This is a genomic window from Mesorhizobium sp. B2-4-19 (assembly GCF_006441315.1).
Taxonomy (GTDB): Bacteria; Pseudomonadota; Alphaproteobacteria; order Rhizobiales; family Rhizobiaceae; genus Mesorhizobium.
In genome coordinates this window covers 27,036-41,343 of sequence record NZ_VFUV01000013.1, presented here as the reverse complement: position 1 = coordinate 41,343, position 14,308 = coordinate 27,036, and the positions used below count along the sequence as shown (strand labels likewise).

The window sequence follows — 14,308 nt, the reverse complement described above, 5'->3', positions numbered from 1 at the left end:
CCTAGAATCTGGATTCCACGATAAGCGCCATGCGCACGAGGTGTGACAGGCTGCCTGCCGCCATCTTGCTCATGACATTGGCCCGGTGGATTTCGACGGTGCGCGGGCTGATGCCCAGATCATAGGCGATCGTCTTGTTCGGCAGGCCGGACACCAGCCCATCCAGCACCTGCCGCTCGCGTTCCGACAAGGTGGACAGGCGATCGCGGATATCCGCGGACTGGGGATGCGCCGCATGCGCCTGGTTGCGGTTGGCCAATGCGGAACGGATCGCTTCGATCAGCATCTCGTCATCGAACGGCTTCTCGATGAAATCGGCGGCTCCCTCTTTCATCGCCTGGACGGCGAGCGCCACATCGGCATGGCCCGTCATGACAATAACCGGAAGCGTATGGCCGCCGGCTCTGATCTGCCGCAGGAACTCGATACCGTCTATGCCCGGCATGCGTACGTCGGTGACGATGCAGCCCTCGAGCTTGCCCGTCGCCGTCGATAGAAAAGCCGTCGCCGATTCGTACAAGCGCACCGCAAAATCCGCTGTCGCCAGGAGAAAACCGAGCGACTTGCGAACGTCCACATCGTCGTCGACCACGTGCACCAGATCACTATCGGCCATTTGAGACCTCTTCCTTCTCCACGATGCGCAAGGTGAACCGGAAAGCCGTCCCGCCGGCCGGCATTGCCTCGGCCCATATGTGACCACCATGCGATTCAACGATGGTGCGGCAAATCGAAAGCCCGACACCCATGCCGTGCTTCTTGGTGGTCACGAATGGCTGGAAGAGTTGCGCCGAGACCTCCGGGGCAAGGCCTGGGCCGGTATCGATCACGCTCACCTCGGCTATTCCATCATCACGGGCGACAGTTGTGACCTTCAATTCGCGGCGCGGCGAGCCTTGCATTGCCTCTACGGCATTGCGCATCAGATTGAGCAGAACCTGCTGGATCTGGATGCGATCGGTCAACACCAGTTCGGCGGCAGGGTCGAGCTTGTAGCTGACGAGGACATTTATCTCCCGTGCTCCGACCAGTGCCAGGGACGAAGCTTCCTCGATCAGCGTCGGCAGTCGTTCGACCTGGCGCTCGCTTTCGCCTCTTGCAACGAAATCCCTCAGATGCCTGATGACGTTTCCCGCCCTCAGGGCCTGCTCGGCGGCTTTATCCACGGCATCCCGCAGCATTGGCGCATTTTCTTCCTTGCTGTTCTCGAGAAGTCGCCGGCTGCCTTTCAAATAGTTCGTGATCGCCGTAAGCGGCTGGTTGATCTCATGGGCCAAGGTCGAAGCCATTTCGCCGAGAGCTGTAAACCGCGCCATATGGAGAAGCTCCTGCTGCTGCTCCTGGATTCTCGCTTCCGCCCGGTGGCGTTCGGTCAGGTCGCGGCAGAAGCCTGTGAAGAAGCGTCCGGTTCCCGGGTGCATCTCGCCGACGGAAAGCTCCATCGGGAAAGTCGTGCCGTCCTTGCGTGCCCCGGTAACGGTGCGGCCGAGCCCGATGATCCGGCGCTCTCCCGTCGTCAAATAGCGAAGCAGATAGGCATCATGCTCGTCGCGGTAGGGCGGGGGCATCAGCCTATTGACGTTTTGCCCGATGACCTCGCTTGACTTGTAGCCGAACAGCGTTTCGGCAGCGGTGCTGAAGGACTGGATCCGGCCCTGTTCGTCTATGACGACCATTGCGTCCGGCACTGTTGCCAGGATGGATCGCAAATGGTCCTCGCGCAGCCGAAGTGCGGCATTTGCAAAGGAGAGTTCGCTGACATCCGTGCCTTCAATGAAGATCGCGGTGATACGGCCGTCGTCAGCCTTGATTGGCTGATAGACAAAATCAAGGATGCGCTCTTCGACCGGGCCGTCGATTGTGTTGCGAAGGCCAACCTTCACCCCTTGGCCCCTATAGGGCTCGCCGGTCGTGTACGCTTGGTCCAGATGGTCGAAAAACTCATGTCCTTCGAGCTCGGGAAAGGCGTCCCGCACGGACTTTCCAACCACTTGCCTGTTGCCGATCAATTGCTGGTAGGCGGCATTGGTCAGCTCGAAAACGTGATCTGGCTCGCGCAAGAGCGCCATAAATCCCGGAGCCTGATCGAACATTCGCGACAGCAGTGATTTGAGTGTCGTCCCGCCGGGCGACAAACTGAGCGCTTCGTCTTTGATCACCTGAAGTTCCTGGGTTCGAGACGCTACCGGGCTACCTATCACTTCTCGCCGCACACGCAAAACGGATCGAGCCGACGTTTTCGTGCGCAGGCGCAGTTGGCGATCTTTGACGCGCATCAAGGCATTGGACGTTGGCGAATGCAATTCATCACGCATTCCATCGTTCAGCGAAAGGCGCCCCGCGATGTCTTACAAGTCAATCATCGTCAACCTCGCCATCGATGCGCCTCCTGCACCTATTGTAAAGGTGGGGGTCGAACTGGCGGAACAGTTTGGAGCCCGTCTTATCGGCTTGGCGGCAGCGGATGTTCCGCCCTTAGTCGCGACGGGTCAGGGCATGGTCTACGAAGGCGAGATCATGCAGATCCAGCGAACGGAAATCGAAAAACGGCTTGCAGAACTGCGAGCCGAGTTCGAAAGGCTGGTTCCTGCTTCGATCTTTAGCGAATGGGGCCAAGCTGTTTGCAGCCCGACCCGGTTCCTCAGCGTTTCGGCCAGAGCAGCCGACCTTATCGTTACCGGCCAGGCAGGAGACAATGTGTTTCGCGCCGTGGATGTCGGCAGCCTGACACTGGGCACCGGGCGTCCGGTCCTGGTCGCCGCAACCAACGTAGAGCACGTCCTTGCAAAAACCGTTCTTGTCGCGTGGAAGGACACCAGGGAGGCGCGGCGGGCGATGGCTGATGCGTTGCCTTTCCTGGCCGAAGCCAGCGAAGTCGTGATTGCCACGATTGACACCGACCGCGATGAAAGCATTCGTGACAGCCTCGCCGATGTCGCGGTCTTTCTCGAGCACCATGGCATCAAGGCGCGAACCGAGTTGATCACCGGTGAGGCTGATGGCGACCGGTTGCTGACATTCGCACGCTCGATCCATGCGGACCTCATCGTCTCGGGCGCCTATGGCCATAGCCGCTTGCGGGAATGGGCATTCGGCGGCGTTACGCGCACGCTGATCGAAGAGAGCGGCATCAACCGCTTCATGTCGTATTGATGATAGGCGAGGCTGACCAGCAATCCGTCTCACCAGACGACGGTGCCTATTGGTCGATCGAGACCAATGACCTCCTGCTACGCCTTGAGACCTCAGTCTCGGGGCTTGCTTCGTCCGAGGCGGCTTCGAGGCTCGCAAAATTCGGTCGAAACACACCCGCGTCGACGTCAAGCGCGTCGGCCTTGGCAGTGTTTGCCCGCCAGTTCCGCAGCCCACTGGTCCTGATACTCATTTTCGCGGCCTGCGTATCCGCCTTCGTCGGGGATGGACAGGAGGCTGCGATCATCGGCGCGATCGTACTGGCAAGCTGCGTCCTGAGCTTCACCCAAGAGTACGGCGCGTCGCGGGCGACCGAAGCACTGAAACAGCGTATTTCGCGCAAGGCTATTGTGTTGCGCGACGGCGCCGAGTGCTCGGTCGCCGCCGAAGACATTGTGCCGGGCGACGTGATCCGGCTTTCGGCCGGAAACCTCATCCCTGCCGACGGTATCATTCTGGATGCCCGCGATTTCAATGTCAGCGAGGCCGTGCTGACCGGCGAAACCTTTCCCGCCGTGAAGACAACGGGACGATCGGCGCCGGATGCCGCGCTCACACGGCGCACCAACGCGGTCTTTATGGGAACATCCGTGCGTAGCGGCACCGCAACCGTGCTTGCAGCAGCAACCGGCACCCGCACGGAATTTGCGTCGATCGCCGCGGCCCTGGAGCGACAAATCCCCGAAACAGGGTTTGCCCGGGGCATCAGGCTGTTCGGCTATCTGATGACTGAGATCATGCTGGCGATTGTCATCCTGGTGTTCTTCGCCAACCTGATGCTGCATCGGCCGCTCATCGAATCGCTGCTGTTTTCGCTGGCGCTGGCGGTTGGTCTTACGCCCGAACTTCTCCCGGCCATCATCAGCGTGACGCTGGCTCGAGGGGCTCGCGCGATGGCAGCCAATGGCGTCATCGTGCGCCGTCTCGATGCCATCGAGAACCTGGGCAGCATGGATTTGTTGTGCACCGACAAAACGGGGACGCTGACGGAAGGCGTTATCCACCTGGATGGATGGCTCGATGTCGACGGCAATCCGTCAACCGATATCCTGCTCTGGGGACGTCTCAACGCGACCCTGCAGACCGGACTGAAGAATCCACTGGACGAAGCAATCGCCGGTGCGCCAGGCGAGGGTCCATCATTGGCGGCCTTCACGAAAGTCGACGAAATCCCCTATGATTTCATTCGCAAGCGACTATCGGTTGTGGTGCGGAACAAGGACGCCCAGGATCTTCTGATTACCAAAGGTGCCGTGCAAAATGTCCTCGAAACCTGCAGCTTCGTCCGAACGGCCAAGGGGCTGGAACCTCTCAATGAAATGGACCGGGCGGCAATCGACGAAAAATTCCGACGCTGGAGCGCGGACGGCTACCGCGTTCTGGGCCTGGCAATCCGTCGGTTTGAGAGCCAGAAAACGTTCAGCAGGAAAGACGAGATCGATCTCGCCTTCGCGGGCTTCCTGCTTTTCCTCGACCCGCCAAAGAAAGGCGTCAAGGAGACGCTTGCCGAACTCGCCCGGCGTGGCGTCGCGGTAAAAGTCATTTCTGGCGACAACCGTTACGTTGCCGCGCATCTCGCCCAAGCGATCGGCTTGCGCGCCGACAGGATCATGACCGGCGAGGAGCTTTCGAAATTGACGAAGAGCGCGCTCTTCGCAGCCGTGCAGCACACCGACCTCTTCGTCGAGATCGACCCCAACCAGAAGGAGCGCATCGTTCAGGCTTTACGGAGCAGGGGCCGTGTCGTTGGTTACCTGGGCGACGGCATCAACGATGCGCCTGCCCTTCATGAGGCAGACATAGGCATCTCGGTCGACAGCGCTGTCGATGTCGCGCGCGAGGCGGCCGATATCATCCTTCTCAAGCAGGATCTCGGCGTGCTGGTGCGCGGCGTCGACGATGGCCGCAAGACCTTCGCAAACACGATGAAGTACATTTCCATCACCACCAGCGCCAATTTCGGCAACATGATCAGCATGGCTGTCGCCTCGCTGTTCCTGCCTTTCCTGCCGCTTCTGGCCAAGCAGATCCTGCTCAACAATTTCCTTTCCGACGTTCCTTCACTCGCCATTGCAGGTGACAACGTCGATCCCGACCAACTGCACCGGCCTCGCCACTGGGATATCCGTTTTGTGCGGCGGTTCATGATCAGCTTTGGCCTGGTCAGTTCGCTGTTCGACTTCGCGACCTTCGCATTCCTTCTGTTCTTCGCGCATGCCACGGAGGCCGCATTCCAGACCGCCTGGTTTGTCGAGTCGTTACTGACGGAGCTTGCCATCGTGCTCATTGTGCGCACGCACAGGGCTTTCTGGGCGAGCCGTCCAAGCCCGTTGCTTGCCTGGCTTACATTGGCTGTCGGGATTATCGCGATCATGATCCCCTATCTGCCGTTTGCGGCCTGGTTCGGCTTCGTGCCCTTGCCTCTGCCCGTACTTGCCGGACTTGTCGCAATTACCGCGCTCTATCTGCTCGCCTCGGAGGCGACCAAGCGCTGGTTTTTCGGACAAGAGAGCCGGGCCCGCAAGAAGTTGCTTGCCGGTCAGCGGTCCTTTCTCGATCGCCTTGTGGCCAAGGTTTAGCGCCATGCTCCCTGTCGGGGGCTCAGGGATCGGCAACGATGCCGCCTGTTGATCGAGATCAACGCCGCCTGCCGCCAACATGCCAATGATGGCCAGTCGGCAGGAGTGATCACCATGACCTTTCTCGATTACCTGATTTCAGTTGATGGCAGAACCACCTTGATGGACCGCATGATGCGGAAGCTGGGCGTCGACAGACAATTGAAGGTCGTGGCAGAGCATACCGCCGTCACCAACCGGGCGGCGGACCGCTGCCGTTCCTGCGGGCACCAGGACGAATGCTCGGTTTGGCTCGACGAACATCAGCAAGCCGATAACCCGCCAGACTATTGCCGCAACAGCGACCTGATCGCTCGACTGCGGCATGCGGCCGGCCAACGGTGATCGGCCGAGTACTCAGCCTGGAGGGTGTCTTGCTGTCCGTGTTTTGACGAGTGTCAATGCAAGCCAAGTGTTGCAGTTGATAGGTTGCATTCAACGGGTGTGGTTTTTGCTGGGGCGGCGCTTCTGCGGAGGCAAAACACTGGCAGAAAAAGTTGCGGGCGCGGCGCTTATTGCCTTTGCCCTGTTACGCCTTCGACCATTGATACCCCTGGTCGCGCCCTAGGCGCGGCGAAGCCTTGGGCGAGGACTGGCAACACAGAGAGGCAATGGTGCCTTGCAGCGGATCAATGTCAGCTCCGCTACGAAACAAGGACGACCGACACGGGATCGGCGCAGAAGAGATGGTCCTTGACAGCATTGACGCCGGCGACGTTTTCGGCGGCGACTATCGCTGCCTGGCGCTCGCGTTCGTCGAAGATGGCGCCGCTCAGTGTCACCACACCCTTGTCCACCATCACGTCGATCAAATCGTTGCCAGCCCATTTCTGCCTCGCAAGCTCGGTAGCGATGTTCCGCCGAATCTGTTCGTCATCGATGACCGTAGCGGCTCCATCCGGAAGGACGCCGAGCAACGCCCGCAGAAGATCAGAGCGGGTGATGATGCCAACGACTTTTCCAGCTTCGACGACGGGAATGCGTTTGACATGGTGACGCGTCATGAGCTCGACGACTTTCGCGAGTGATGCCGCAGGGGATGCCGTCACGACATCTTGCGACATCACCTCTTCAACCCGTCGACCATTGGCGCGGACATATTCGTCGGCGGCCTTTCCGGGGCTGACGAGAAATTCCAGCCAGCGCGAGCGCTTGGGCTCCGTGCCCAGTTCCCCGCGTCGCAGGAAATCGCCCTCGCTGACGATGCCCACCAGCCTGCCGTCGTTGCGAATGACGGGGAGGCCGCTGAGCTTTTTGGAGAGCATCAACCCGGCAGCCTCGGCGATCGATGCGGACGGGTCTATGCCGACGACTGGCTTGCTCATTATGGCTTCGGCTTGCATGTTCGCTCTCCGGAGTTTTTCCAACGTCCGGCTTCTTTAGATTTCACATGCAGGAAGCGCCTTGATCTGAATCATCTGTCGGTGGAGGCAAATGGTCCAAAGTTCGTAGACAAGCAGTCCACCATTATAGGCCGTCGCAGTGGCCAGAAATGCACCGCAAATTTCGATCAGAGGAATGGCGACAACCCGCGTGTCACGGTTCCGCGTCCAAAGCGCAAGCCTCGCTCGCAGGCCTCCACAGCGCGTCGCGATCGGCCGTTCAGCCGTTCCGCGACAAATGCACGTCCAGGACGGCGGCCTTCTTGGCGATCAGGCCTTCCAGATCCGCGTCCGATCGCTTGGTGCCGGTCCGTTCGCGCAGCAGCGAGATCACCGCGCTCATCGAAAGCGGCGTAATTTGGGAAAGCGGGGTGTTTTGGGAAAGCGGGGCGGTCTGGGTGGCCAGAATGGCGTCCACCGCGCCGGCAACATCGGGGGTCTCCCTTGGTGCTCGCATGGTCGGTTCCTTTCTGCTCAGGTCGGCCACGGTGCCATCGGTCGGTGCTCTGACGCCACGATCGAAGACGACCGCAAGGCCGTTCTTGATGGCGACGGCGGCGACCATATCGTCGAGCTTACGGTCGGAGAGGGCTGGGTCCGCGGGTTTCAGGATCTTGCGGATCACCCTGGCGGCCAGATCCGTCGATACGAAGTCATAACTCCGTTTTCTGGCCTCGACATATTGTTCGATGATCATGCTCAGGCGGCGGGCTGCAATGTCCCTGGGTTCCTGCACATCCTTGGGTTCCACCGGAGCCTCCCTGGCCTGCCGTGCGCGCAAATTCCACGGCCAAAAGGAGATAGGGCGGCTTGATCGGACATCAAACGTCCTTCGATCATTTCGTCGCAGCCGCCAATGGGCCGGAACGATCCTGCGGCTGAAGCATTTCGTTCCATGACCAGCGCATTGAGGGAAGGCCGGGCCATGAAGATCGCTCATGTCGCGCCGCTGTACGAATCTGTTCCGCCAAGGCTCTATGGCGGCACCGAGCGCATCATTTCCTACCTGACCGAAGCCCTCGTCGACCTCGGCCACGACGTGACGCTGTTCGCCAGCGGCGACACGAAGACCTCCGCCAAACTCGTGCCATGCCGCGAGCGGGCGCTTCGTCTCGATCCGCGCCCGCTGAAGTCCGAGATCGCGGCGCATCTGTCGATGCTCGACGAGGTGAGGAAACGCGCCGACGATTTTGACGTGATTCATTTCCACCTCAGCCATTTCCTGCATTTCCCGTTTTTCCGCGACATGCCGCAGCGCACGGTGACGACGCCGCATGGCAGGCTGGATTATGCGGATCTCGCGCAGGCCTATGACCGGTTCCCGCGCTTCCCGATGGTTTCCATATCGCGCAGCCAGCGGGCGCGGTTTGCGTCCGCCAACTGGCTTGCCACGATCCATCACGGCCTGCCCGTCGATCTCTACGAACCCGATTTCGAGGCGGGTTCGGATGGCGGCTACCTTGCCTTTCTCGGCAGGATGTCGCGCGACAAGCGGCCGGACCGGGCGATCGAGATCGCCCGCCGCACCGGGCTGAAACTCAAGCTCGCGGCCAAGATCGGCGATGGCGACCGCGCCTATTTCGAGGAAGTCGTGCAACCGATGATCGATGGCGACCGGGTCGACTATGTCGGCGAGATCGGCGAGGACCAGAAGAGCAGGTTTCTTGGCAATGCTGCCGCCCTGCTGTTTCCGATCGATTGGCCCGAACCCTTTGGTCTTGCCGTGATCGAAGCCATGGCCTGTGGAACCCCGGTCATGGCCTGGAGTTGCGGCGCCATGCCCGAAATCGTCGACTATGGGGTTACCGGATTCGTCGTCGAAACCATCGAGGATGCGGTCGCCACGATGCCGGCTCTCCTGCAGCTCGACAGGCGGCGCATAAGGGCGGTGTTCGAAAGGCGGTTTTCAGCCGACAGAATGGCCAGGGACTACGTCGAGGCTTATTCCCAGCTCCGCAACGGCCATGAGCAAAGCAGAGCTTCGTAGGCCTTCACCCTCCGAAAAACCAGCACTGGACAATCCTGTTGACCATCACCCAACTCGACGAGCGCAAGCTTGATCCTGCCATAGCTCTGGCTTCCCTGGACGAAACCGCGCCGAGGGAGCCGCATCGGCTGTTCGCCCTCAAGCATGGCGATTGCTTTGCCGTTGCCGATGCTTATGGCGACGTCCGCGGTGTCGGCGATGGGTTCTTCCGCGACGATACGCGCGTGCTCTCCGAATTTCGTCTCACCGTCGGCGGGCGGTCGACGTCGTTGCTGGGCGCGTCCCTCAGCCAGGACAACGTGCTCTTCACCACCAACCTTACCAATCTGCCGATCGAGAGCGCCGCTGGCCGCCAGATTCCGCAAGGCGCCATGCATATCGAGCGCGTGCGGCTGTTGTGGGAGGAAAGGCTGTATGAGCGCATAACGCTGTCCAACTACAGCCGCGAGCATTCGACGATCCTGCTGTCGCTGCGTTTTGCCGCCGATTTCCGCGACATGTTCGAGGTCCGCGGCTCGACCCGCTCGAAGCGTGGAACCGCCCATACAGCCGAGATCACGGGGAACGCGGTCGTGCTTCGCTACGAAGGCCTGGACAAGGTCGTGCGGACATCGGCGATTTCCTTTTCACAGACGCCCGATCAACTGACTTCCGAGCGCGCCGATTTCGTCATCGCCGTCACCAAGCGCAGCAGCCAGACGCTTTATGTGGAAGTGGGCAACGCGACGGACGATCGCCCCGAAAGCCGCCGGTTTCGCGCGGCTGCCGCTCGCGCTCGCTTTGGCATGCGCGCCAAGCGCCGGCATGGCGCGACGCTGCACAGTTCCGGTCGCGTCTTCAACGACTGGATGGAGCGGGCGCGCGCCGATGTCGCGCTGCTCACCACGGAACTGGCGACCGGGCCCTATCCCTATGCCGGCATTCCCTGGTTCTCCACCGCCTTCGGCCGGGATGGCGTGATCTCTGCCTTGCAGATGCTCTGGCTCAATCCCGGCCTGGCGCGCGGCGTCCTGGCGTTTCTCGCCCAGCACCAGGCGACCGAGACCTCTCCCTTCAGCGATTCCGAGCCTGGCAAGATCATGCACGAGACCCGCAAGGGGGAGATGGTGGCGCTGAGCGAACTGCCGTTCGGCCGCTATTATGGTGGCGTCGACACGACGCCGCTCTATATCCATCTTGCCTGTGTCTATGCTGACCGCACGGGCGACACAGCCTTCATCGATACGCTGTGGCCCTCACTGTGCGCGGCGGCCGAGTGGATCGAAACGGCGAGCCGTTCGACGGGGTTCCTCACCTACCAGCGCGCCGCGGAATCGGGCCTTGCCAACCAGGGATGGAAGGACAGTTTCGATTCCGTCTTTCACGCCGATGGCCGCATCCCGAAGGGGCCGATCGCGCTGGTCGAGGTGCAGGGCTACGTCTTCGCGGCGTTCCAGGGTTTGGCGAAGCTGGCACGGCTGCGTGGCGAGGCGGAACGCGCCGAGAGCTGGGAAATACGCGCCGACGCCATTCGCCAAGCAGTCGAGCGCCATTTCTGGATGGAAGACCTCGGCTACTATGCGCTGGCGCTGGACGGCGATGATCAACCTTGCAAGGTGCGCACGTCCAATGCCGGTCACCTTCTCTATGTCGGCCTTCCCGGTCCGGATCGCGCGCGCATGGTCGCCGACCAGCTGCTGTCGGCCTCGTTTCATTCCGGCTGGGGGCTGCGGACGCTGGCGGACGATGCGATCTTCTTCAATCCGATGTCCTATCACAACGGCTCCATCTGGCCGCACGATACAGCGATCTGCGCTGCCGGACTGGCGCGGTACGGCAGCCGCGACAGCGTCGTGCGGCTGATGAGCGGCACCTTCGAATCCGCCGTCCATTTCAACATGCGGTTGCCGGAACTGTTTTGCGGTTTCACGCGCGCGGCCGGCGAAGCGCCGATCGCCTATCCGGTGGCTTGCCTGCCGCAAGCCTGGTCCGCCGGCTCGGCCTTCATGCTCATGCAATCGTGCCTCGGCCTGCAGATCGACGGCTGGACAGGCGAAATCCATGTGACTCGGCCGCAACTACCGATTGGCATCGACAACCTCGTCATCCGCCATCTTTCGGTGGGGCAGGTGGCAGTGGATCTGACGTTCCAGCGCGTGGGAGATCGCGTCGGCGCCTTCCTTGCCGAACCGCATGAGGGGCTGGTGCCGCTCGTGGTCAGGAGCTGAAAAAATCGGAACCATCCTGCATCGTGAGCGTTGGACCACCACGCCATGGGGTGCCGAAACTCCAGCCCATAAAGCCGCTGTGGTATCCCATTGAAAGGTAATCGATTTCAATGCTCGACAACAGTTCGTATCTAGTCGTTCCCGTATTTGCATTGTGGCTCTTCGTTGTTGCAGCCCTCGGCGTCCTGGTTATTGTGCTGGTGACGATGGTGTTGCGGGCGCGCAAGCGCGGCAGGCTGGCCGCTGCGGAGGTTGACCCCGCTCGCGGCCCATTGCCGGAATTCGAGAAGAACGGGCACTCGGCGGCCGCGGCACTGGTGCAGTGGTCGCCCGAAACGCTGCGTCACATCCTGGCGACCGAACTTCCCGATGCCCAGGTGATCGTCGTCTCAAACCGTGAGCCGTATATCCACAACCGCGAGGGCGACGACATCCAGCTGGTCGTACCCGCGAGCGGGCTCGTCTCAGCCCTGGAGCCGATCACGCGCGCCTGTGCGGGCACGTGGATCGCCTATGGCGGCGGTTCGGCCGACAAGCTGGTGGTCGACAAGAACGATCGGGTCGAGGTGCCGCCGGACAATCCATCCTACACGTTGCGCCGTGTCTGGCTGAGCGAGGAAGAACAGCAAGGCTATTATCTCGGCTTTGCCAATGAAGGACTCTGGCCGCTGTGCCATATCGCCTTCACCCGGCCGATATTCCGCGCCTCGGATTGGGAGGCCTACGAGGCGGTCAACCGCAAATTCGCCGACACCGTCGTCGCGGAAGCCCGCAACGAACGGCCCATCGTGCTGGTCCAGGATTATCATTTCGCGCTGCTGCCGCGAATGATCCGTGAGCGGCTGCCGGAGGCGATCATCATCACCTTCTGGCATATTCCGTGGCCGAATTCCGAGGTGTTCAGCATCTGCCCATGGCGCGAGAGGATTCTCGAGGGCCTGCTCGGCAGTTCGATCGTCGGTTTCCACACCCAGTTCCATTGCAACAACTTCATCGACAGCGTCGACCGTTTCCTGGAAAGCCGGATCGAGCGCGAGGATTCGGCCATTTCCTATGGCGGCCAGATCAGCCTGGTCCATGCCTATCCGATCTCGATCGAATGGCCGCCGGCGCAACTGGGCAAACTGCCTGACATGGCGCAATGCCGCCGGCAGGTTCAGGAGAAATTCGGCCTGGCCGAAGATGTCAAACTGTGCGTGGGCGTTGAACGTCTCGACTACACCAAAGGCATCCTCGATCGCTTCAATGCACTTGATGAACTGCTGACGCTTCATCCCGAATGGATCGGCAAGGTGGCGTTCCTGCAGATCGCCGCGCCCAGCCGTGGCACCTTGCCTGCCTATCAACAATTGCACGAGGAATGCCTGCGCCATGCCGAGGATTTGAACCGGCGCTATGGTCGCGATGGCTACACACCCGTCCTGATGATAACGGAACATCACTCGCAGCAGAAGGTCTACGAAATCTACCGTGCCGCCGACGTTTGCATGGTCACCAGCCTGCATGACGGCATGAATCTGGTCGCCAAGGAGTTTGTCGCGGCGCGCGAGGACGAACAGGGGGTGCTGCTGCTCAGCATGTTCGCCGGCGCCTCCAAGGAGCTGCTGGACGCACTGATCGTCAATCCCTATGACGCGGCGATGATGGGCGATGCCTTGCTGCAGGCCTTGACCATGTCGCCGGAAGAGCAAAGCCAGCGCATGCGGCGCATGCGCGAAATCGTGCGCGACAACAATGTCTATCGGTGGGCGGGCAGCATGCTTCTCGATGCGGCCCGCTTGCGCAAGCGCGACGCCGTCGATCGCGCCGTTGCCGCCTCTCCAACGGCGCCAGGCAATGTGATATCGCTGCTCGATCGCAGACGCGTGGCGGCGCTATGATGTCGATCTCGCCAAACCTCGCCGTGCCTGTCGTTCCGCAAGGGCCATGGAGCCTGTTCCTCGATATCGATGGCACGCTTCTCGAACATGCCGCGCATCCCGATGCGGTGGTCGTCGGTGACGAATTGCGCACACTGCTGGTGCGGCTCGAAGCGCAATTGGATGGAGCGCTGGCGTTCATCACGGGACGGTCGATCGCTGCCGTCGACCATCTCTTCCAGCCTCTCAGATTGCGCGCCGCGGGGCTTTATGGCCTCGAGCACAGGCTGGCGCGCGATGGTCCGGTCGAGGCGGCCGACGAACCGGCTGATATTGCCGCGCTTGCCAACGAAATCGCTGCGGAACTGGACAATGCGGATGTCTATATCGAGCGCAAGGGACCAATCCTGGCCATTCATACGCGCGCGGCACCGCATCTGCTGCAGCGGGCGACCGAGTTGGTCGAACAGGCACTGGACAGATTGCCTCCGGGTTATCGGGTCCTGGCCGGAAATGCCGGTGTGGAGCTGATGCCGCTGGAGGCGGCGAAGGGAGCGGCCATCCGGCGCTTCCTGCAAATTCCGGCCTTCAAGGGACGGCGCCCGGTGTTCCTCGGGGACGATACATCCGACGAGAACGGGTTCGACATCATCAACGAATGGGACGGCATTTCGGTTCGCATAAAGCCGCAGGGATCGACAGCGGCGCTTTTTGGGCTGGCAGGGGTGGACGCGGCCCTGGCCTGGCTGGACGAGATGAGCAGACGCGAGACCGCGAAAGCGGCGATGCTTGCCGCAACGTCCAAATGAACCGGATTGCCCCCAACGCGTATGGAGGGGAGTTGCAATGACCCAACTGACCAGCCTCATCCAGGAAATCATGCCCGCATGGCTCCGGCGGCAATCCAAGACGAACAGCCGAGATCGCCAGGCGACAGCTGAGCCGTTGCGTCCCGAAGATGCGGACGCAGTCTGGCGCCAGGCTGTCGAAAACGATTTGTTTGGAGCCAACACGCCGGATTACGCCGAGACCGGGGCGAAGGAACCCAACCGTCATTGACGGC

Annotated in this window: 12 protein-coding genes; 8 read left to right on the top strand and 4 right to left on the bottom strand. The window is 61.3% G+C overall.

Annotation, left to right across the window (positions count from 1 at the left end):
- Position 1: 1 nt before the first annotated feature.
- Both fixJ and FJ546_RS20985 read right to left on the bottom strand, forming a co-directional pair.
- The gene (gene fixJ, locus FJ546_RS20990; RefSeq protein ID WP_140891072.1) at positions 2–616 is read right to left on the bottom strand and encodes a response regulator FixJ; all 615 of its coding nucleotides are present in this window, start codon (positions 614–616) and stop codon (positions 2–4) included.
- Positions 606–2,159: a PAS domain S-box protein gene (locus FJ546_RS20985; protein ID WP_140891192.1), complete on the bottom strand. Its 1,554-nt coding sequence runs from the start codon at positions 2,157–2,159 to the stop codon at positions 606–608. The genes fixJ and FJ546_RS20985 overlap by 11 nt, the downstream gene beginning before the upstream one ends.
- Positions 2,160–2,343: 184 nt before the next feature.
- Between FJ546_RS20985 and FJ546_RS20980 the strand changes: the two genes are divergently transcribed.
- The 3 genes from FJ546_RS20980 to FJ546_RS20970 are packed head-to-tail and all read left to right on the top strand — an operon-like array spanning position 2,344 to position 6,155.
- Positions 2,344–3,153: a universal stress protein gene (locus tag FJ546_RS20980; protein WP_140891071.1), complete on the top strand. Its 810-nt coding sequence runs from the start codon at positions 2,344–2,346 to the stop codon at positions 3,151–3,153.
- Positions 3,084–5,771 carry a magnesium-translocating P-type ATPase gene (mgtA, locus tag FJ546_RS20975; protein ID WP_140891070.1) on the top strand — a complete coding sequence of 896 codons (2,688 nt, stop codon included), beginning with the start codon at positions 3,084–3,086 and terminating at the stop codon, positions 5,769–5,771. Before FJ546_RS20980 ends, mgtA begins: the two co-directional genes overlap by 70 nt.
- Positions 5,772–5,819: 48 nt before the next feature.
- A complete protein-coding gene (locus FJ546_RS20970) occupies positions 5,820–6,155 on the top strand; it encodes a DUF6455 family protein (RefSeq protein ID WP_246686904.1) in 336 nt (111 codons plus the stop codon).
- Positions 6,156–6,454: 299 nt separating this feature from the next.
- Here the strand turns inward: FJ546_RS20970 and FJ546_RS20965 are convergent, their stop codons facing one another.
- A complete protein-coding gene (locus FJ546_RS20965; RefSeq protein WP_140891069.1) occupies positions 6,455–7,153 on the bottom strand; it encodes a CBS domain-containing protein in 699 nt (232 codons plus the stop codon).
- A 259-nt stretch (positions 7,154–7,412) separates the two neighbouring features.
- The gene (locus FJ546_RS20960; RefSeq protein ID WP_246686903.1) at positions 7,413–7,943 is read right to left on the bottom strand and encodes a hypothetical protein; all 531 of its coding nucleotides are present in this window, start codon (positions 7,941–7,943) and stop codon (positions 7,413–7,415) included.
- 174 nt (positions 7,944–8,117) lie between these two features.
- On the opposite strand from FJ546_RS20960, the gene FJ546_RS20955 reads away from it, so the two are divergent.
- From FJ546_RS20955 to FJ546_RS20935, 5 genes are all read left to right on the top strand, one after another.
- Entirely contained in the window at positions 8,118–9,179 is a 1,062-nt protein-coding gene (locus FJ546_RS20955; RefSeq protein WP_140891067.1) for a glycosyltransferase family 4 protein, read from the top strand.
- Positions 9,180–9,223: 44 nt separating this feature from the next.
- Positions 9,224–11,386, top strand: coding sequence for an amylo-alpha-1,6-glucosidase (locus FJ546_RS20950; RefSeq protein ID WP_140891189.1), 2,163 nt, complete (start codon positions 9,224–9,226; stop codon positions 11,384–11,386).
- A 110-nt stretch (positions 11,387–11,496) separates the two neighbouring features.
- Positions 11,497–13,266, top strand: coding sequence for a trehalose-6-phosphate synthase (locus FJ546_RS20945; protein ID WP_140891065.1), 1,770 nt, complete (start codon positions 11,497–11,499; stop codon positions 13,264–13,266).
- Positions 13,263–14,054 carry a trehalose-phosphatase gene (gene otsB / locus FJ546_RS20940; RefSeq protein WP_140891064.1) on the top strand — a complete coding sequence of 264 codons (792 nt, stop codon included), beginning with the start codon at positions 13,263–13,265 and terminating at the stop codon, positions 14,052–14,054. The genes FJ546_RS20945 and otsB overlap by 4 nt, the downstream gene beginning before the upstream one ends.
- Before the next feature lie 37 nt (positions 14,055–14,091).
- Positions 14,092–14,304, top strand: coding sequence for a hypothetical protein (locus FJ546_RS20935; RefSeq protein ID WP_140891063.1), 213 nt, complete (start codon positions 14,092–14,094; stop codon positions 14,302–14,304).
- Positions 14,305–14,308: the final 4 nt, after the last annotated feature.